A 20,462-nucleotide genomic window follows, 5' to 3' on the forward strand; every position below is an offset into this window, starting at 1 on the left:
CGATAAGCCGCTCACGGACGCTGCACCTCAGCGGTCGAGTTCGTCGACCGCTTCCTGCAGTTCTTTGCGCGACTCGGCGAGTTTGTCTTTACGCTTGTTTATCTTTTCAGCATCGCCTTTCTTTTCGGCTTTCTTCAGGTCTTTTTCGCGTTGCGCGACTTCATGGCGCGCATCGAGCACCTTTTGTTCACGCTCTTTGCGCAGGCTGGTTTCTGTACAGTTTTTTGCACCTTCCAGTGCCTGCTCGAGCCCCGCAACCTGGTCACTGTTGCCGTGTTCGCGGGCAATCTTCAGTTGGTTCTCGATGGCGCTGCGTTTGGCCGCGCAGCCAGTCAGGCCGGCATCCGGCTCGGCAGCCTGCACGGCGCCAGCAGCCAGGCCCAGTGTTGCGAGCAAGAAAAGAGTCGAAATACGTTTCATGAAAAGCCTCCTGAACGGGGCGGGGCAGAAAAGTTGGGGGAAATCCTGCCTTGGTTTTTCCTATTTAGAAACCCTTGTTGGTTTTTTATGGCCGAAACTCAGACTTTCCCTGCGTGGGAATTGGTAAAAAATCATTGCGCGAGCGGTTTGTTGCTGATTTGGAACGCGTTTACGCCGGCCTCGTTTAACTGCGCCGCAATGGCTTGAGTTTCGTTGGCCGTAAAAAACGCTTCAAGCTGACGCGCGCGCGCTGCGCCGATACCCGGCATGGTGTGCCAATCATCGGCCGAGCGCGAGGACAGCTGCGCCCAGTCACCGTCGAGCTGCATGCCACCCGGTGCGGGAGCGCCGAGCGCGCGCAGCCAGCGGGAGAAGGGCTGTGATCGGGCGCCCTCGAAGGCGTGCAGCAGTTGCGTGGCGGTGGCGTCGCTGATGCCCGGTACCTGGCCCAGGCGCTGAGCATCGAGTTGCAGCCAATCCGTCATCGAAGTGACCAACCCAGCCCCGACCAGGCGTTGCCACGTACCTGGCCCGGTGCGCGGCATTGCCAGCCCCTGCTTGCCACTGAGCCACGTAAGCCGCGCAATGAACTGCTCGTCGCAACCGTCGTCTGCGTGCCAGCAGCTATGGGGGTGGTAGCGCCCCGGTTGCGGCGCTGCAACCGGCTGGCGTTGGACCGCGCGGTGCACCACGTGCTCGAAACGCGGGATGGTCAGGCCGGCCAGGCTGATTGCTACCTGATCACCCGGCGCAATGTCGAGGCGCTGCCAGCGTGCCAGTGAGCCCAGGCTGACCTGTGTGATCAGCCGGTCGTCCAGTGTGACCGGGTGCAGGCGCAGCACCGGCGTGACTCTGCCTGTGCGACCGACCCGGAAGCGTACCTCACGCACCTGGGCCAAGGCTTGGGCGTAGGGGTATTTCCAGGCTGCCAGCCAGTAGGGCGGCTTGGCCTGCCAACGCTCGGCGGGTGGCCGACTGCTCTGGCGCAGGATGACGCCATCGGTGGCGAAGGGCAGGGGTGAGCGGTACCAGTGTTGGCGCCAGTGTGCGGCATCGGCGGTGGAGTCGATGGCAACGCTGTAGCGCTGGCTGTCAGGGAAGCCCAGTTGTGCCAGCTGCGACAGGCGTTCGGCCTGGCTGCTGGGGCCGTGTGGCCAATCCCAGACGAACAGGCCGATGCTGGCGCCTTGTTCAGCGCTGAGCTGCTTGCGGGCGAGCAGCCCTGCCACGGTGCCCCGTGCCTTGGCGCTGCCCGCCTGGGCTTGCACGTGCTGGTCCAGGCGCAGATACAGTTCACCCTGCAACACCAGGTCAAAGGCCTGGGGCAGTTGCCGGGTAATGGAGTCGAGGCGCGGGATGTGGCGGCTCCAGTCGTGCCCCTGGGCCCCGTCACCCCGGCTCAGCAACTGTACGAGTTGCCCCTGTCGGTAGCGCAAGGACACCGCCACCCCATCGACCTTCGGCTGCACCCACAGGCCAGCCTTGCCGGCCATCCAGCGGCTGACGGCCTGCTCGTCGCCCAACTTGTCGACGCCTGTATGCGGGACGGGGTGGGTAATCGGGCCGCGCGCCGTGGCCAGTGGCGCGGGTTGCGCCTGCAGGCCGAAGCATTGCTGCCAGTGTTCCAGGCGTTGCCGGCTCTGGTCATACAGTTCGTCTGCCACCTGGGTGATGCCCAGGCGATGGTAGCTGTCGTCCCATTGGGCAATCGTGTTGCGAAGGTGGGTGACCTCGGCGTTGGCTTGTTTGGCGTCCCAGTCGGGGCAGGGGCTGGCGTGCGCCAGCGAGGCATGTAGCGATAGCAGCAGTGCGAACAACAGCATGAACGGCATGGCCAGCATCCTTGCATGGCGGGTGGGAACCCTCAGCCTAGGCAGGCTGGGTGCCGATTGCCGTGAACAGTTGTCAGCCGATATGTCACAAAAAAGCCCCTGCCGATTGCTCGGCAGGGGCTTTCGTCCAGCGCTGTAGGAAACTTACAGGCCGGCAGCGTCACGCAGCGACTGGGCGCGGTCGGTGCGTTCCCAGGTGAAGGTGGTGAAGGTGTCGTCGCCGACTGTCTTCTGCTGCGGGGTGCGGCCGAAGTGGCCGTAGGCCGCGGTTTCCTGGTACATCGGGTGGAGCAGGTCGAGCATCTTGGTGATCGCGTACGGACGCAGGTCGAAGCACTCGCGCACCAGTTGGACGATCTTGTCGTCGGAGACCTTGCCGGTACCGAAGGTGTTGATCGAGATGGAGGTTGGCTGAGCCACGCCAATGGCGTAGGAGACCTGGATCTCGCAACGCTCGGCCAGGCCGGCGGCGACGATGTTCTTGGCCACGTAGCGACCGGCGTAGGCGGCGGAACGGTCGACCTTGGACGGGTCCTTGCCGGAGAACGCGCCACCACCGTGGCGGGCCATGCCGCCGTAGGAGTCGACGATGATCTTGCGGCCGGTCAGGCCACAGTCACCCACCGGGCCACCGATGATGAAGTTGCCGGTCGGGTTGATGTGGTACTGGGTATCTTTGTGCAGCAGTTCGGCCGGCAGGGTGTGCTTGACGATCAGCTCCATCACCGCTTCTTGCAGGTCTTTTTGCGAGACCTCAGGGTTGTGCTGGGTCGACAGGACCACCGCGTCGATGCCGACTACCTTGCCATTTTCGTAACGGCAGGTGACCTGCGACTTGGCGTCCGGGCGCAGCCACGGCAGCAGGCGCGACTTGCGCGCTTCGGCCTGGCGCTCGACCAGACGGTGCGAGAAGCAGATCGGTGCTGGCATCAGCACGTCGGTTTCGTTGCTGGCGTAGCCGAACATCAGGCCCTGGTCGCCAGCGCCCTGGTCTTCCGGCTTGGAGCGGTCGACGCCCTGGGCGATGTCCACGGACTGCTTGCCGATGATGTTCATCACCGCGCAGGTGGCGCCGTCGAAGCCGACGTCGGAGCTGTTGTAGCCGATGTCGATGATGACTTTACGTACCAGTTCTTCGAGGTCGACCCAGGCGGACGTGGACACTTCGCCAGCGATGATGGCGACACCGGTCTTGACCAAGGTTTCGCAGGCCACGCGGGCGTATTTGTCCTGAGCGATGATGGCATCAAGGACAGCGTCCGAAATCTGGTCGGCGATCTTGTCCGGATGCCCTTCGGACACGGACTCGGAGGTGAAAAGGGAGTATTCGCTCATCTCGAAGGGTTCCTAAAATTTACCGATGGTGTATGTCGCCAGTCGCCCGCTGAAAATGGCGGACCTGTATCTGGAAACCGTTGCGCAAGCCCACATAGAGGCTGTCCCCGGGGACCAGCCCGGCACTATTGGCCCAACGGGCCAGGTCGTCCTGTTCGAAGCCCAGCCAGAGGTCGCCGCAGGCATCGCGCGCCCACCCCTGGTCATGGCTGCACAGTTCGGTGACCAGCAGGCTGCCGCCCGCTTTCACCCGTTTGGCCAGCTGGCGCAGGGCCAGGGCCGGGTCGCTGAAATGGTGCAGCACCATGTTCAGCACAACGCAGTCGGCTGCCACATCCGTTGCATTCAGTGCATCGGCCAACTGCAGGTTCACGTTGTCCAGGCGCTCACGCTGGCAGACCTGGCGGGCCAGTTCGAGCATGGTCGGGCTGTTGTCCAGGGCGGTCACCGTGGCGAAGCGCCGTGCCAGGTCCGGCAGGAAGCCGCCGTCGCCGGGGCCTACTTCCAGCGCGCTGGCAGTGGGCGCGAAGTTCAGCTTGTCGAGCAGCGCCAGCAGGCTTTCGCGGTACTGCGGCAGGCCGGCGATCAGGTCTTGCTGGGCGCGGAATTTTTCTTCCACGCGCAGGAAAAAGTCCTGGCTGGTGGCTGCGCGGCGTTGCTGTACCTGGGCGATGCGCGCCTGCACTGCAGGTGGCAAGGTCAGGTCGTCGACTTCTTCGAGCAACGCCGTGTGCAGACGCCCGCCCAGGCGTAGGCTGTCGGGCAGGGCGCGGCGGTAGAAAATCGCGTTGCCCTCGCGCCGGGTAGCCACCAGCTCGGCCTGGGCCAGCACCTTCAGGTGATGGCTCATGCCGGACTGGCCGATGTCGAAGATTTGCGCCAGTTCGAGCACGCCAAACGAATCGCTGGCCAGTGCGCGCAAAACATTCAGGCGCAGCGCGTCGCCGCTGGCTTTGCACAGGGCGGCCAGGGTGTCGCTTCGCTGAGGGATCGATTGCGCACGGAGGTTCATGGGGCGGCAGTCTAGACAGGCATCGTGGCACCCGCAAGGCCAATATCAAAAAGTTTTGATATTGGCGATGAGCTGCAAGGATAGAGCGGCCCCAGCCCATGCTTGCATGCACCTTGCCGCTTAAAGCGTGCCGCTTGACGCTTAAATGTTTGCCCCCAGCCCCCCAGTGGGCGAAAATGGCCGCCTTTTTTCGTATCACAACCTTTCAGCCCCAGGAGATCAGCGATGCCCAGCCGTCGTGAACGTGCCAACGCCATTCGTGCCCTCAGCATGGATGCCGTGCAAAAGGCTAACAGCGGCCACCCAGGTGCCCCTATGGGCATGGCGGATATCGCCGAAGTGCTTTGGCGTGACTACCTGAAGCACAACCCGAGCAACCCAAGCTTCGCCGACCGTGACCGCTTCGTGCTGTCCAACGGCCACGGCTCGATGCTGATCTACTCGCTGCTGCACCTGACCGGCTACGACCTGTCGATCGACGACCTCAAGGCCTTCCGCCAGCTGCACAGCCGTACCCCGGGCCACCCGGAATACGGCTACACCCCAGGCGTAGAGACCACCACCGGCCCACTGGGCCAAGGCCTGGCCAACGCCGTGGGCTTCGCCCTGGCGGAAAAAGTCCTGGGCGCACAGTTCAACCGTGAAGGCCACAACATCGTCGACCACAACACCTACGTGTTCCTCGGCGACGGCTGCATGATGGAAGGTATCTCCCACGAAGTCGCCGCTTTGGCCGGCACCCTGGGCCTGGGCAAGCTGATTGCCTTCTATGACGACAACGGCATCTCCATCGACGGCGAAGTCGAAGGCTGGTTCACCGACGACACGCCGAAGCGTTTCGAAGCCTACAACTGGCAGGTGATCCGCAACGTCGACGGCCATGACGCCGACGAGATCAAGACCGCGATCGAGACTGCACGCAAAAGCGAGCAGCCGACCCTGATCTGCTGCAAGACCATCATCGGCTTCGGTTCGCCGAACAAGCAGGGCAAGGAGGACTGCCACGGCGCACCGCTGGGCAACGACGAAATCGCCCTGGCCCGCAAAGAACTGAATTGGAACCACGGCCCGTTCGAAATCCCGGCCGACATCTATGCCGAGTGGGACGCCAAGGCCGCCGGTGCCAAGGCTGAAGCTGAGTGGAACCAGCGCTTCGACGCCTACGCCGCGGCTTTCCCAGAGCTGGCTGCCGAGTTCAAGCGCCGTGACAGCGGCGAGCTGCCGGCTGACTTCTCCGAGAAGGCCCAGGCCTACATCAACGAAGTCGCTGCCAAAGGCGAGACCATTGCCAGCCGCAAGGCCAGCCAGAATGCCCTGAACGCCTTCGGCCCGCTGCTGCCCGAGTTCCTCGGCGGTTCGGCTGACCTGGCCGGTTCCAACCTGACCCTGTGGAAAGGTTGCAAGGGCGTCGACGCCCATGACGCTAGCGGCAACTACGTCTACTACGGCGTACGCGAGTTCGGCATGACCGCGATCATGAACGGCGTTGCCCTGCACGGCGGCCTGGTGCCTTACGGCGCGACCTTCCTGATGTTCATGGAATACGCCCGCAACGCAGTGCGCATGTCGGCCCTGATGAAGCAGCGCGTGATCCACGTCTACACCCACGACTCCATCGGCCTGGGCGAAGACGGCCCGACTCACCAGCCGATCGAGCAGCTGACCAGCCTGCGCAGCACGCCGAACCTGGACACCTGGCGCCCAGCTGACGCGGTCGAATCGGCCGTGTCCTGGAAAAACGCCCTGGAGCGCAAAGACGGCCCATCGGCGCTGATCTTCTCGCGTCAGAACCTGCAGCATCAGGACCGTAACGCCCAGCAGATCGCTGAGATCAGCCGTGGTGGTTACATCCTCAAGGACTGCGCTGGCGAGCCAGAGCTGATCCTGATCGCCACCGGTTCCGAAGTGGGCCTGGCGGTTCAGGCCTTCGACAAGCTGAGCGAGCAAGGCCGCAAGGTCCGCGTGGTTTCCATGCCGTGCACCAGCGTGTTCGACGCCCAGGACGCTGGCTACAAGCAGTCTGTACTGCCACTGGAAGTGGGTGCGCGCATCGCCATCGAAGCTGCCCACGCCGACTTCTGGTACAAGTACGTCGGCCTGGAAGGCCGTATCATCGGCATGACCACCTACGGTGAGTCGGCCCCGGCCTCTGCATTGTTCGAAGAGTTCGGCTTCACCCTGGAGAACATCCTGGGCACCGCCGAAGAGCTGCTGGAAGACTGATACAGGCGTAAGGCGAGGGCTTTGCCCTCGTTTCGCGACTAAGGGCGGTAGCACATGACCTATTCATGCTGTGTCGGAGCGGCTGTGTTGTCATTCAACAATGGCAGAAGAAACCTCGACTAGGTCGATGAGAGGAAACCTACCACCACTACACCCTTTCAAATCAAAAAATTGTTGGTGAACTTTTCGTTGTGCGCGGTCCTCGTATGCCGCAGCATATTACCCTCTAACCGTCTCAGAAGGACTTAACGGCTTTGCCGGAACGGATGCCATGACTGCACTTACCTTGTCGTCAGCGGGTCGCAAAACCCTTTATCGCTGGCAACGTGCCCCACTTGAAGACAGCTTGCGTGCATTGATACCGCAATGGGGCGATCAGCCACTGTCCATAATCAGTGAAGATCTTGATTCCAACGCTTCATTCGTCAATTACGTACGTCACCATCGGATCATTGATCCGATTACTGGAAAAACACTTGAGTGCGTTGAGAAATCGATCCGTAAACTGGCGTTTGTAGGTAGCCAAGAGGCACGCTTCCATCGAGCTGAAGGAATGCTGGAAGGCAGCGCTCACTTTCATCACCCCACATGCCTCGGCGTCATCGAAACCCCGTGGGAAAGCCTGATTTTTACGGCATTCGTGCGCGGTAAGCCGCCACGTATGCATGCAATTGCCCGTCAGTTGGCACAAGGCATCGCCGAGCAAGAGCAGCTTAGCCATGACTATCTGGTCGCCCAGCCCATGCAGCAAGCCCCACTACTGTGGAGCATGGACTTTTACAGGCCTTGGTTCCTCTTGCGACCCCGCTTTAACTTTGAGAGACACCTTTCACATTTGGAGGCGCTCGGGCGCGAAGATGTGTGTTTTGCCGGATTGGCACAGCGCCTTAAGAGCTTCACTCCCATGCTGAGAGGGATGGCTAAACAGGCACGGCAAAGCCCACGCTGCATCAGCCATATGGACTATCTGCGCAAAAATCTCTTTGTGGTTAAGAATCAGCTCCATGTGATCGATTGGAGTGAAGCCAAAGTGGGACGGGTTGGCTTCGATGGCGGCGCATATCTGGGCAGCCTTTTCCGACGCAAAGACATGAAGGTATTCATAGCAGCTCAGGCTGAGTTCATCGAGACTTACCGGGCAGTGCTATCAAGTAAATTCGACTGCGACGAAGCGTTACGCAACCTTCACTACATTTTTCTGCTGACGGCGCTTTATCACTCCTTGCGCCCCGAAACCCTCGCCGAGTACCGAGAGCGGGAACGAATGCCGTTGCTCCTACAGAAATACGAGTACCTGCTTACTCTGCTGTGATCAGATGCCAATTTGATATCAAGCCCACGGTTCTGTAGGAATTTCCTGGTTTTGTTGCGTTTTTTTAAGCACCTATTATACGAATCGTGAATTTGTATTAAGATCACCGGTCACGCCCCTCCCACCGGATCCTTAGGGCTACCGCTCTTAGCTGTCCCCTCGCATGGAACACTGTTGTACGTTTATGGATGACGCCCTGCCCCGCCCACGTCTGCTGATCATGTCAAAAGGAGCTCAGCAGATCACTACCCTGCCGGCTTTGCTGCCCGATTTCGCGCTGCACCATGGCGCTTTGGACGATGTTCAGAAAGCGGACTGGGTCATGGCCTGGGGTCGCAAGCCTAGTGCATCAAAAGCCATGACAGTGGCCCACAAAAGCGGGAAACCTATACTGACCCTTGAAGACGGATTTTTACGATCTGTCGGCTTAGGCGCGGACGAACCGCCGCTGTCCCTGATCGTGGATGACGTTGGTGTGTACTACGACGCCAGCCAACCCTCAAAACTTGAACAGCTGATTCCACAAACGCTCGCACCTGAGCAAACCGCTCGCGCTTTGGCACTGCAGCATTTGTGGCAACGTGAAAAAGTTTCCAAGTACAACGCAGCGCGGATCGAGGCACCAAATCTCCCTGACGACTGCATACTGGTAGCAGATCAGACCTTTGGTGATGCATCACTGCAAGGCGCGACGCCGGCAGACTTTGCTGAAATGCTAGATGCAGCCCTACATCGTTACCCTGCAAGCACAGTGCTGCTGAAGGTTCACCCGGATGTGGTAGCAGGTCGGAAAAACGGACACTTCGACCTTGAAGCCTTGGCTGCCAACCCTCGTATCCAGATCCTAGCCCAGGACGTCCACCCTGCCGAATTGCTACCACGTATGCAGGCAGTGTTTGTGATGACTTCTCAGCTGGGATTCGACGCGCTCCTTTGGAATGTACCGGTTCACACATGGGGCATGCCGTTTTATGGAGGCTGGGGATTGACTGATGATCGTTTGCCGGCACCAGAGCGCCGTTGCCAGGCTAGCCTCGAGCAGCTTATTTTTGCCGCGTTAGTGCAGTATCCACGCTATGTCTGCCCTGAGACGTCTAAACCCTGTTCGCCAGAAACGTTGATTCAGTGGCTCGGTTTGCAACGCAAGCACCGCAGTAAATTGCCGATCAGCATTCAGATGCTTGGCTTCAGTCGCTGGAAAGAACCACTGGTCGAGATGTTCTTCAACGGTTCGGCAATACGCTTTGTCAAACCTGAACAGCCACTGACACGCGATTTGCCAGTAGTGTCCTGGGGTTGCAAGCATGATGCAGAACTCGCCACCCACCCGCACCCGGTCAACCGGGTTGAAGATGGTTTCCTTCGTTCAGTTGGTCTGGGGGCAGGGAAAGCGCGTCCGCTGTCATGGGTGGTGGATGACCTAGGCATCTATTACGACGCCACACGTCCTTCACGATTGGAACGCATTCTATGCGAGGAAGCATTCGATCCCGAGTTGCTTGTAAGGGCACAAGCCTTGCGCCTGACCATCTGCAGCGCTGGATTGACCAAGTACAACCTCACCGGCAGCGCTTGGAAACGCCCGGCAACTACCAAACGGGTGGTTCTGGTGCCCGGCCAGGTTGAGAGTGATGCCTCGATTCGCTTCGGGAGCTCTCGTATTCGCAGCAACCTGCAATTGCTGCGGGCAGTACGTGAGGGTAATCCGGATGCTTGGGTGCTCTACAAGCCACACCCTGAGGTAGTTGCGGGAACCCGTCCCCTCGGTGATGACGAATCGAAAACCCTGCACTGGTGCGATGAAGTTATCGGCGACGCGCCGCTGCAACAATTGCTCGAGCTCGTTGATGAGGTACATGTACTCACCTCGCAGTCAGGTTTCGAGGCCTTGCTGCGTGGTGTTCCGGTGACAACATACGGCCAGCCTTTCTACGCTGGCTGGGGACTGACCATAGATCGCGAATTCGAAGCAACCGTGCAGGCTCGTCGAACTCGCCAACTGACCCTGGATCAGTTGGTGGCGGGTGCACTGCTGCTTTACCCCACATACGTGAGCCAAATCACAAACCGCTTCACCACCGCAGAACAGACTCTTCACGAATTACAAAATTGGCATGCGTCTTCGCAGCCAGGAGCTACCTCTAGATGGCAGGACTTGATTCGACGCTTGTACAGTTGGTTGGGCATGAAACGCCCAGCCCGCTAAAGACAAGCCCGCCGCGTCGTCCGCTATTGGGGCCACCGCGCAATAATTTTCTGTTTCTGCAGGGAGTCAGCTCGCCTTTCTTCATTGAGTTGGCTAAGGGCTTGCGAACCATTGGACAACAGGTCCATAGCATCAGCTTTAACGTAGGGGATGTGCTGTACGGAGCCGGCTCACGGCTTAGCTGCCGTTCACCCTCCGATGATCTAGACGATTATTACGCTCAGATCTTTCGCGATCTAGACATTACCGATATCGTGCTATTCGGCGATTGTCGGCCGGTACATCGCCCAGCAGTTTCGCTGGCGCGCCTACGCGGCATCAACATTCATGTCTTCGAAGAAGGCTATTTCCGTCCCTATTGGGTCACCCTGGAGCGAGAAGGTGTAAATAGCAACTCGCGACTTCCTCGCGATCCTCGTTGGTATATGGACGTCGGTAAGCACATTCCTCGCTACCAGAATGGCAATCCGTTCAAGCTCTCATTCGCCGCTCGTGCTGCTCATGATGTGCTGTATCATGCGGGTGGTGCACTTAATGCTTTGTGTTACCCCAAGTACCGCACCCATGCCCCGTTTAGCGCGGCGGCTGAATACGCTGGGTTTATTCGGCAGAGCACTCGTTTACTACGCTCCCTGAGCCGCGATAACAAATTGGTTGCTGAGGTGGCAGAGGAACGTCGCCCGACATTTTTGCTTCCTCTTCAACTGGATAGCGATGCGCAGATCCGTGATCACTCGCCCTTTTCCAACATGTCACATGTCATCGAGCATGTTATTGACTCGTTTTCATTAAACGCCCCTTTCGATGCTCGACTTCTGGTCAAAAACCACCCGCTCACCCCTGGTTTGGTGAATTACCGGCATATCACAAACGCACTTGCTGAAAAATACGGTGTGGCTGACAGAGTCGAGTTCATGGAGAGTGGCTACATGCCTACCTTGCTCTCGCATATCACGGGCATGATTACCGTCAACAGCACCGCTGGAGCTTCGGCCTTGTTTCACAAGCGGCCAACGATTGCGCTCGCCGACCCTATTTATGCTATGCCCGGTTTGACTCATCAAGGTAGCCTGGCTGACTTCTGGCACAGACCAGAAATGCCTGACATGACACTGTTTCGTCGTTTTCGCAACACAGTCATTCACACTACCCAGGTCAATGGCGGTTTCTACACAAGCAGCGGCATCGACATGGCGGTCACCAATTGCCTCGAAGTGCTGATGGCGAAAACTTCAAGAATCGAAAAATACCTATGAACCACACCGCTTCACCCCGCTGCATCCTCATCACCGGCGCCACCGGCGGCATCGGCGGCGCGCTGGCGCCTGCCTATGCCGCGCCGGGCGTGACGCTGATTCTGCAAGGCCGGCGCCTGGACCGCCTGGATGAGATGGCCGAGCAGTGCCGCGCCTTGGGCGCCGAGGTACTGCTGGAAGCCATCGACGTGCGCGACCTGGATGGCCTGCGGGCGATGGTGCGGCGGGTCAGCGAGGCGCATCAGCCAGACTTGGTGCTGGTCGGTGCCGGGCTTAACACGGCAGTGGGCGCCAATGGCGAGGCCGAGTGCTGGGACGACAGCCGGGCGTTGCTCGAGGTGAATGTGATGGCGGCGCTGGCCACCGTGGAAGCGGCGCTGCCAGCCATGCGCAGCCGGGGCCATGGGCAGATTGCGCTGTTCAGCTCGCTGGCGGGCTGGCGTGGGTTGCCGGTGACGCCAACCTACAGTGCCAGCAAGGCGGCGATTCGGGTGTATGGCGAAGCGATCCGCGATTGGCTGGCGCCGGAAGGGGTGAAGGTGAATGTGATCGTGCCGGGCTACGTGGAGTCGAAGATGTGCTTCGAAATGCCGGGGCCCAAGCCGTTTTTGTGGACCGCCGAAAAAGCGGCCAAGCGCATCAAGCGTGGGCTGGCTGCTAACCAGGCGCGTATCAGTTTTCCGTTCCCGCTCAACCTGGGCACCTGGCTGCTGGGGCTGATCCCGCAGTGGCTTTCTTCGATGATCCTGCGTGGGCTGAAGTACAGTGATTGATGTTTCTCTGCTGCCGGTTGCGTTGATCGGCCTGATGCTGACCGTGCTGGTCGAACGCCTGTTGATACCCCGCCCTGCCCTGCGCCGCCCGGCTGATTGCTGGATGCTGCATGTGGGGTTGTGGTGCGTGGGGTTTGGGTTGCTGTATGCGCTGACCGCACGGCCGCTGTTCAGTGGTGTGAACCTGCTGTTGCTGTGGGTGCTGATCGTGCTGGTGAGCAACTCGAAGTACCACTCGCTGCGCGAACCGTTTGTGTGTGCGGATTTCGAGTACTTCAGTGATGCGGTGAAGTTTCCGCGGTTGTATTTGCCGTTCTTTGGGTTTGGCAAGGCGGCAGTGCTGGCGATCGGGTTTCTGGTTTACCTGTGGGCGGGCTTGCGCTTCGAGGTGCCGGGGGCGCGGGTTGAGGCGTTGCTGCCGGTGGTGATTGGCCTGGGGTTGCTGCGGTTGGGGCATCGTCGGGTGGTGCCGAGCTTTGATGCCGAGCGCGATGTGCGGGGCTGGGGGTTGGCGGCTAGTTTGTGGCGGTATTTTTGGGCGGCGCGGGCGCCGGTTGATCAGGCTGGGTTGGGGTCGCCGTTTGCTTGTGAGGGTAGTGTCAGGGCGGCTGGCGCATTCGCGGGTAAACCCGCTCCCACAGGGAATGGGGGTGGGGTGGGGTCGCCGGTTGACTGTGAGGGTAGTGTCAGGGCGGCTGGTGCATTCGCGGGTAAAGCCGCTCCCACGGGGAATGGGCTGGCGGACTTGGTGTCGGTGCAGAGCGAGTCGTTCTTTGATGTGCGTGGCTTGTGGCCTGGCGTGCGGGCTGAGGTGCTGGGCGAGTATGACGTGCTGGCCAGCCAGGCGCTCGCGCGCGGCAAGCTGCAGGTGGCGGCGTGGGGGGCCAACACGGTGCGTACCGAATTCGCCTACCTCACGGGCATCCCGTCCGAGCGGCTTGGCGTGCACCGTTTCAACCCTTATCGCGTACTGGCGCGCCGGGGCTTGCCGAGCATCGCTTCGCGGCTGAAGGCGCTGGGCTACCGCACGGTGTGCATTCACCCGTATGACGGTGGGTTCTACGGTCGCAATAAAGTGCTGCCGGCGTTGGGCTTCGATGAGTTCATCGATGTGCGCGCGTTCAACCCGTCGCAAAAGGCTGGGCCGTTCATTGGCGACTGTGCGGTTGCGCAGAAGATTCGCGAACTGCTGGAGGCGCCTGGGCGTACTCAGCCGTTGTTCATCCACGCGGTCACCATGGAAAACCACGGGCCGCTGCACCTGGAAAGCGTGGCCGAGCACGAGCTGCCGGCCTGGTTCGACCGCCCGTTGCAACCGGGCATGCAAGACCTGGCGCCTTACCTGCGGCATATCGGCAATGCCGATCGCATGCTTGGCATGCTGCGCGAAACGTTACTGAGCCATCCGAACGAGGCGCTGCTGTGCTTCTTTGGTGACCATGTACCGATCCTGCCCGAGGTTTACCAGGCGGTCGGCGCGCCGGCCGGCGACACTGACTACCTGATCTGGTCCAACCGGCGCCAGCCTGGCAGCCAAGCGTGCCCCATCGCTGTGCACAAGCTGTCCAGCGCACTGCTGGCACACGCCCAGGCGCCCGCACAGGGCCAGGCGGCGCACAGTGCCGTGGCTGGGGTAGCCTGAAGACGTGGTGCGCATTGTTCTGGGATCGGACCTGGCGCCGGAGCGTGCCGCAGACCCTGCCTTGGCCCAGTTGCTGACCCAGGGGCGCGGTTCGCTGGCGTTTCTGATTGGTAACCCTGCTTGCCGCTATCGCCTGCTGGGCGGGGCCATCCACTGGGACCGCGTGCTGCTGGCCTTCGAGGGCGAGCAGGCGCTGGGCTTTGCCGCCTTGAAGCATGACGGGCGTGGGCCATTTGCACTGCACTGGCGGCCGTTCATTCGCGAGTTCGGGCTAATCAGTGGCTGGGTGCGCTTTGCCGGGTTTTGCCTGAGCGAGCTGCGCGAATGGCGTTACCCGTTCTTGTTGTATGGGCTGCGCGTGAGCAAGGCGGCTCGCCAGCAAGGCATGGGGGCGGCGTTGGTGCAGGCGTGTTGTGCGCATGCGGCCAAGCTGGGCTTTACCCAGGTCGAACTGGAAGTGCCGCTGAACAACCCGCGGGCCAAACGGCTGTACCTGCACAATGGCTTTGCCCTGCGCCGCAAGCGTTGGGTGCCGTTCCCGCCGGTGCGTGGCATGTGGCGGGGGGTGCCATGAACCGTATTGAAGCGCCGGCAGCGGTGGCCTTGCAAGCACTGGTGGACGGCCCGGGTTGGGTCGGCATCATGTCGCAGTGGGTTGCCTGGAAGGTGCTGCACCTGCCGCAGTTTCTTGGGCCCGAGGGCCCGCCCTTCTGGCTGTGGCGCCGGGGAAGCAAGGCGCCGAAGGGGCTCAAGGCGATTGCCGGCATCGGCTACAAGCAGTCTTCTGCGCAGGCGCGCGTGTTGTGCCAGCGCTGGGGGCTGCCTTATATCGCGCTGGAGGACGGTTTTTTACGGTCTTCGTCGCTGGGCATCGAAGGCGACACGCCGATGTCGATGGTGGTCGACCCGATAGGCATTCACTACCTGGCAGACCGGCCTTCGCTGCTCGAGAACATCCTGCAACAGCCCGAGGCGCTGACCGAGCACGAGTTGGAGTGCGCGCACGCGCTGATCTCGCTGATGCGCAGCACGGGCATCGGCAAGTACAACAATGCCCAGGACCTGCCCGCAGACGACCCGCTGGGCCGTGAGCGGCCGTTGGTGCTGGTGGTTGACCAGACGGCGGGCGACTATTCAATCCCCGGTGGCGGTTTGTGCGAAGCGGACTACGTGCGCATGCTCGATGTCGCCTTGGCCGAGCACCCGGATGCCGATGTGCGGGTGCGTATTCACCCGGACTGCCTGGGCGGGCAGAAACCCAGCTGCCTGCTGGCCGCAGCGCAAGCCCGGGGCGTGCCGCTGGAGGCACGGCCAGTGGCGTGGGCGTCGTTGGCCAAGCGGGCACAGCGGGTGTATGTGGGCACCAGCCAGGCTGGGCTCGAGGCGTTGATTCAGGGCGTGGCGGTGACCTGCTTCGGGCTGCCGTTTTACGCTGGCTGGGGCCTGACCGACGACCGCATGCCCATCCCCCGCCGCCAGGCGCGGCCGAGCCTGGAACAACTGGTGGCGGCGGCGTACATTCGTTATTGCCGCTATGTCGACCCGCTCACCGGCCAGCTGACCGATGCGCTGACCGTCGCTCGCCAGCTGGCGCGCAAAAAGGCACGCGACACTGAATTTGCCGGGCCTACCACGGTGCTGGGGGTCAAGCGCCACAAGCAGCACAACATTCGCCGCTTCTTTGCCAGCCGCTGGGGCCAGCTGCGCTTTACCGTGGATAGCCCGCAACTGGTGCAGCAGGTGGCGGCAGAAAACGGCCGGCTGCTGGTGTGGGCGGCGCGGGAGCCCGCCAGCCTGGCTGAACGCGCGCGCCAGCAGGGGGTGCCGATCTGGCGGGTCGAGGACGGCTTCATGCGGTCCACGGGGTTGGGGGTGAGTAACAGCCCGGCCCTGTCGTTGGTGCTGGACCGTGGCGGCATTCACTATGACGCCGCGTCGGACAGTGACCTGGAATGGCTGCTGCTCAATACCGATTTCGATGACGCCAGCCTGGCCGAAGCCGCGCAGTTAAGGGCGCAGATCGTCGCCAGCGGCACCAGCAAATTCAACCTGCGCAGCGGGCCAATGCCGCCGTTGCTGAGCCAGCCGGGCCAAACACGGGTGCTGGTGGTCGGCCAGGTCGAGGATGACGCTTCGGCGCTGTGCAGTGGCGGCGGCGCAGGCTGCAACCTGCGTCTGCTGCAACGGGTGCGCGCGCAGTTGCCGGACGCCTGGATCATCTACAAACCTCACCCGGACGTCGAGGCCGGCAAGCGCCAGGGCCAGGTTGCCCCGGCGCTACTGACGGGCCTGGCTGACCAGGTGTTGGGCGGTGTCGATATCGCCAGCCTCTACGGCCAGGTCGATGCGCTGCACACCTTGAGCTCCACCGCTGGCTTCGAAGCGCTGCTGCGCGGCGTGCCGGTGGTGACTTACGGCACACCGTTCTATGCCGGCTGGGGGTTGACCCACGACCACCAGCCGCTGCCGCGCCGCACCCGGCGCCTGACCCTGGACCAGTTGGTAGCCGGCGCCTTGATGCGCTATGCGAGCTATGCCGACGTTCAGCAAGACTTGCCCTGCGATGCCTGGCACGCCCTCGCTTGCCTGTCGATGCCGCGCCCTGCGCGGTTGGCCGAACACCGGCGCGTGGCGCCGCTGCTCAATTACTCCCGGACCATGCTCGGCTGCGGCCGGCCACTGGCCCCATCAAAGGACTAGAACATGCCCGTATCGATCAAGGACATCGGCCGCTATGCGGCGCTCCCCTGGCATTGCATGCAACTGGCCACCCACGCGAAATCGTTCGAGAACAACCCGGTGCTCGGCAGTGCGCGGCTGAATGCGCTTGGCCTGCATGTGCAGCGTCGCCAATTGGCGATGGCCATGGCCAGCTACCGTCGCCAGGCCCTGGCATCGCGCCTGGATGCCGGCGAGCGTGCGCATTTTGAGGAAAACGGGTTTTTCATCCGCGAAAACGCCCTGCCCGCTGACCAGTTCGCGGCGTTGCGCGCAGAGTTGGGTGCCTTGCGCAGCACGGGTTGGGAGATGCGCCAAGGGCGTGCGGTTACCCGCCGGGTCAGCCTTGACCAGGATGTGCTGGCCAGCAACCCGGCCAGTGCGGCGTTTGTGGCGGACCGTGGGGTACGGGACCTGATTGCCTATGCATCGTCCAACACGGGCGGCATTACCTATCAGCTGCAGTCGATCATCATCGATGCTGCCAATGCCGACCAAGACCCGCAAACCCGCCTGCACGCAGATACCTTCCACCCCACCGCTAAAGCGTGGTTATTCCTGGATGACGTGGCCGACGACCAAGGGCCTTTCAGTTATGTGCCGGGGTCGCACCGCCTGACGCCCGAGCGCCTGGCCTGGGAGTATCAGCAGAGCCTGGGCGCTGCGCGCTCGACCGAGCAGATGCACCGCGAGGGCTCGTTCCGTATCGACACCCCCGACCTCGCCGCCCTCGGCCTGCCGCAGCCGCGCCGCTTTGCGGTGCCCGCCAACACCCTGGTGGTGGCTGACACATCCGGCTTCCACGCCCGCTGCGCCAGCCACCAGGCCAGCCACCGGGTAGAAATTTACGCCAGCTTGCGGCGCAATCCGTTCATCCCTTGGCGCGGCGCGCACCTGTTTGCCCTGCCGTGGATTGCCAACCATCACATGCGCTGGGACATCCGCCTGAAGCGCTGGATGGGTTTTGACAAGAAGAGCCATTGGCGGTTTGTGGAGCAGCTGAATGCCTATGAGCCGCCGCATATTTGAGGCGGTTATCCCGTCGGTCAGCACGGACCTGTAGGAGCAGCCTTGTGCTGCGAAGACGCCAGTGGCAGCAGCGAAGATTGATTGTGCTAGTACCGGCCTCTTCGCAGCACAAGGCTGCTCCTACAAGGGACTGCGCCTGGCGAAAGCCCTTGCGTGCGCTCAATTATTCCTTCGGTCAGCACAGACACCTGTAGGAGCAGCCTTGTGCTGCGAAGACGCCAGTGGCAGCAGCGAAGATTGATTGTGCTAGTACTGGCCTCTTCGCAGCCTACAAGGGGCTGCGCGTGACGAAAGCCCTTGCGTGTGCAGGGTTAAAAGCTGACGCCAAGTTTTATACCGTATTCATCCTGCACCTGAGTATCCGTTGGGGTCATTACAAACTGCCCGTCCAACTCATATTCAAAGCGGCTGTAATACAACGAGGCAATCACCGGGACCACGCCGTCCTGATTAAACAGCAGGCTCATTTCGGCAAATGGGTGAGTGCCGTCTTTCAAATCCACTTTCTCGTTGCTGATGCCATGGATCTCCAATTGCGAATCACCATTGATCAGCTTACGCACGCCAGCTTCAAAACGTAGGGTCGCGGTATTGAACCGGTAGTTGTAACCCAACGCCACCTTGGCAAAAGGCGTGCGGTTGGTGAGGTCGATGTCGTACTTGCGGTTGTTCGGCTGCAGGCGGTTCCATTTGTAACCGCCGCCCACCAGCAGGTCGACGGAATGGCGCTCAGCCAGCGCAATACGCCAGCCCAGGTCGAGGTCGGCCTGCGCGTCCTTGACCTTCTGGTTCTGGTGCTTGCTATAGAGGCCGCTGAGTTCTGCCTGGTAAATGAACCCGTCGGTTGACGTCATTTTGTTGCCGAAATTTATGAATGCGCCGCCTTCTGGCAAATGTTCCGTGTCGGTTTTACCGTGCCCGGTGAATTCCTGTTCGGTGTAGCTTCCCTGTAAGCCAAACGCAAAAGCCGGTGCAGTGTGAGAAGTCGCATCGCAAACGGTTGGCACGGCGCAGACGCACACCGATACAACAGCAGCAAGAGTCACTCTGCTCATAAGTACTCCATCGGATACACGACGGGCCCAGGGGGTGGCCCGGTTAATGATCACGATAGTCGTATTTTTTAAAGTTGCAGGCGTTACGCAAACTTTACACAGACACTTTTGTGCGTCGTTTTAAAAAGGAATTATTTAGATGTTTAACACTAGAGCGCTCGAAGTAAGTTCGACTTTTCTTGCTTCGATTTAATATGATTAGCCGCTTTGCAGTGGCCAGATTCCAGCTATCATTGATGGCTCATTGATGGCACGCCACAAGGGCTGCCAAGCAGCCCCTCAGCCCTTACCCCATCACCCCAGCCGCGCCATCTCTTCAGCGACCACCGCCACGGTGTGCTGGATCTGCTCAGGCGTATGCTCGCACGAGACAAAGAAGCGCACCCGCGCCGCCTGCTCCGGCACGGCCGGGTAGACGATCGGCTGGGCATTGATGCCCCGCTCAAACAAGGCACTGGACAACCGCCCCGCCTTGAACGAACTGCCGGTAATCACCGGGATTACCGCAAGCCCGGTGCTGGTGGCGGTGTCCAGACCCGCTTCACGCGCCAGGCGCAAGAACAACTCGCCCCGCGCCTGCACCTGGGCAACCCGCCCGTTATCCGCCGCCAGCAGCTGCAACGCCGCCAAGGCCGACGCTGCGACAGCCGGCGGCATACCGACGCTGTACAAAAAGCCCGGGGCCAGAAACTTGAGATGCTCGATCAGCGCCGTGCTGCCAGCGATATAACCGCCGCAACTGGCCAAGGTCTTGCTCAAGGTGCCCATCCAGATATCGACGTCATCACCCGCCAGGCCAAAGTGCTCACGGATACCTTTACCCGTGGCCCCCATCACGCCCAGCGAATGCGCTTCATCCACCATCAGAAACGCTTTGTGCTTGCGCTTGATGTCGACGAACCGGGGCAGCTCAGGGTAGTCGCCGTCCATGCTGTAGATGCCTTCGACCACCACCAGCACCCGCTCGAAGTGCTGGCGCTGCTCGCTCAACAGGCGGTCCAGCGCCTGCCAGTCGTTATGCGCAAAGCTCAAACGCCGTGCACCGGACAACTGAATGCCCTGCAGGACGCTGTTGTGAATCAGCTCGTCATGCACCACCAGGTCGCGCGGCCCGAACAGGTAGCCGATGGTGGTGACGTTGGTGGCATGGCCGCTGACCATCACCACGGCGTCGTCCACCTCGTACAGCCTGGCCAACCCCTGCTCCAGCTCACGGTGCAGCGGGCGATCACCCGAGACCGGGCGGCTGGCAGACACCGAGGTGCCGTAGCGGTCGATCGCCGCCTTGGCCGCCTCGGCAACGTTGGGGTGGCCGGAATACCCCAGGTAGTTGTAACTGGCGAAGTTCAGGTACTCGCGCTCGCCAATCTGGGTCTGCGCGCCGGCGGTGCCTTGGTGCAAGCGGAAAAACGGGTTGCTCAGCCCCAGCCGCTGCGCGGTTTGTTGCATCACCCGCAGGTGCTGGTAACCCGGGTGCTGGTCGAAACGGTAAAACGCTTCAGGCACCTTCAATGCAGCCTGCTGCACCTGCTCCAGGGTGGCACCTTCCGCGCCTTCGGCGCCTGTGTTACGGCGCCGCGCAAGGGCTTGCTGGATCAGGCGTTGCTTGGCGTCGCCACCAAGGCCGGTCGGGGTTTTGGCTGTCATCT

Annotated in this window: 15 protein-coding genes; 9 read left to right on the forward strand and 6 right to left on the reverse strand. The window is 61.4% G+C overall.

Annotation, left to right across the window (positions count from 1 at the left end):
- Positions 1-27: 27 nt before the first annotated feature.
- From OO306_RS12090 to OO306_RS12105, 4 genes are all read right to left on the reverse strand, one after another.
- Positions 28-420 carry a DUF1090 domain-containing protein gene (locus OO306_RS12090; protein ID WP_027592459.1) on the reverse strand — a complete coding sequence of 131 codons (393 nt, stop codon included), beginning with the start codon at positions 418-420 and terminating at the stop codon, positions 28-30.
- A gap of 131 nt (positions 421-551) precedes the next feature.
- Positions 552-2,252 (reverse strand): NAD-dependent DNA ligase LigB, encoded by a 1,701-nt coding sequence (gene ligB, locus OO306_RS12095; protein ID WP_265968836.1) that lies wholly within the window; start codon positions 2,250-2,252, stop codon positions 552-554.
- A 144-nt stretch (positions 2,253-2,396) separates the two neighbouring features.
- Positions 2,397-3,587, reverse strand: coding sequence for a methionine adenosyltransferase (gene metK / locus OO306_RS12100; RefSeq protein WP_027592460.1), 1,191 nt, complete (start codon positions 3,585-3,587; stop codon positions 2,397-2,399).
- 19 nt (positions 3,588-3,606) lie between these two features.
- A complete protein-coding gene (locus OO306_RS12105) occupies positions 3,607-4,599 on the reverse strand; it encodes a metalloregulator ArsR/SmtB family transcription factor (protein ID WP_027592461.1) in 993 nt (330 codons plus the stop codon).
- Between the two features lie 225 nt (positions 4,600-4,824).
- Between OO306_RS12105 and tkt the strand changes: the two genes are divergently transcribed.
- From tkt to OO306_RS12150, 9 genes are all read left to right on the forward strand, one after another.
- On the forward strand, positions 4,825-6,822 hold the full coding sequence (tkt, locus tag OO306_RS12110; RefSeq protein WP_265968840.1) for a transketolase: 1,998 nt from the start codon (positions 4,825-4,827) through the stop codon (positions 6,820-6,822).
- A gap of 271 nt (positions 6,823-7,093) precedes the next feature.
- A complete protein-coding gene (locus OO306_RS12115) occupies positions 7,094-8,134 on the forward strand; it encodes a phosphotransferase (protein WP_265968841.1) in 1,041 nt (346 codons plus the stop codon).
- Between the two features lie 184 nt (positions 8,135-8,318).
- On the forward strand, positions 8,319-10,340 hold the full coding sequence (locus tag OO306_RS12120; RefSeq protein WP_265968842.1) for a capsular polysaccharide biosynthesis protein: 2,022 nt from the start codon (positions 8,319-8,321) through the stop codon (positions 10,338-10,340).
- A complete protein-coding gene (locus OO306_RS12125; protein ID WP_265968843.1) occupies positions 10,280-11,596 on the forward strand; it encodes a capsule biosynthesis protein in 1,317 nt (438 codons plus the stop codon). The genes OO306_RS12120 and OO306_RS12125 overlap by 61 nt, the downstream gene beginning before the upstream one ends.
- Positions 11,593-12,369 (forward strand): SDR family oxidoreductase, encoded by a 777-nt coding sequence (locus tag OO306_RS12130; protein ID WP_027595982.1) that lies wholly within the window; start codon positions 11,593-11,595, stop codon positions 12,367-12,369. The genes OO306_RS12125 and OO306_RS12130 overlap by 4 nt, the downstream gene beginning before the upstream one ends.
- Before the next feature lie 7 nt (positions 12,370-12,376).
- A complete protein-coding gene (locus OO306_RS12135) occupies positions 12,377-14,011 on the forward strand; it encodes an LTA synthase family protein (protein WP_265968874.1) in 1,635 nt (544 codons plus the stop codon).
- A 4-nt stretch (positions 14,012-14,015) separates the two neighbouring features.
- Complete coding sequence (locus tag OO306_RS12140; RefSeq protein WP_323055829.1) at positions 14,016-14,585, forward strand: GNAT family N-acetyltransferase; 570 nt, start codon at positions 14,016-14,018, stop codon at positions 14,583-14,585.
- A complete protein-coding gene (locus OO306_RS12145; protein ID WP_265968846.1) occupies positions 14,582-16,711 on the forward strand; it encodes a capsular polysaccharide biosynthesis protein in 2,130 nt (709 codons plus the stop codon). Before OO306_RS12140 ends, OO306_RS12145 begins: the two co-directional genes overlap by 4 nt.
- A gap of 3 nt (positions 16,712-16,714) precedes the next feature.
- The gene (locus OO306_RS12150) at positions 16,715-17,758 is read left to right on the forward strand and encodes a phytanoyl-CoA dioxygenase family protein (RefSeq protein WP_186682331.1); all 1,044 of its coding nucleotides are present in this window, start codon (positions 16,715-16,717) and stop codon (positions 17,756-17,758) included.
- A gap of 311 nt (positions 17,759-18,069) precedes the next feature.
- Here the strand turns inward: OO306_RS12150 and OO306_RS12155 are convergent, their stop codons facing one another.
- Both OO306_RS12155 and OO306_RS12160 read right to left on the reverse strand, forming a co-directional pair.
- Entirely contained in the window at positions 18,070-18,813 is a 744-nt protein-coding gene (locus OO306_RS12155) for a hypothetical protein (protein ID WP_265968849.1), read from the reverse strand.
- Positions 18,814-19,107: 294 nt separating this feature from the next.
- On the reverse strand, positions 19,108-20,460 hold the full coding sequence (locus OO306_RS12160; RefSeq protein WP_238215131.1) for an aminotransferase class I/II-fold pyridoxal phosphate-dependent enzyme: 1,353 nt from the start codon (positions 20,458-20,460) through the stop codon (positions 19,108-19,110).
- Positions 20,461-20,462 lie beyond the last annotated feature (2 nt).

Source organism: Pseudomonas sp. DCB_AW (genome assembly GCF_026240895.1).
GTDB lineage: Bacteria > Pseudomonadota > Gammaproteobacteria > Pseudomonadales > Pseudomonadaceae > Aquipseudomonas > Aquipseudomonas kermanshahensis.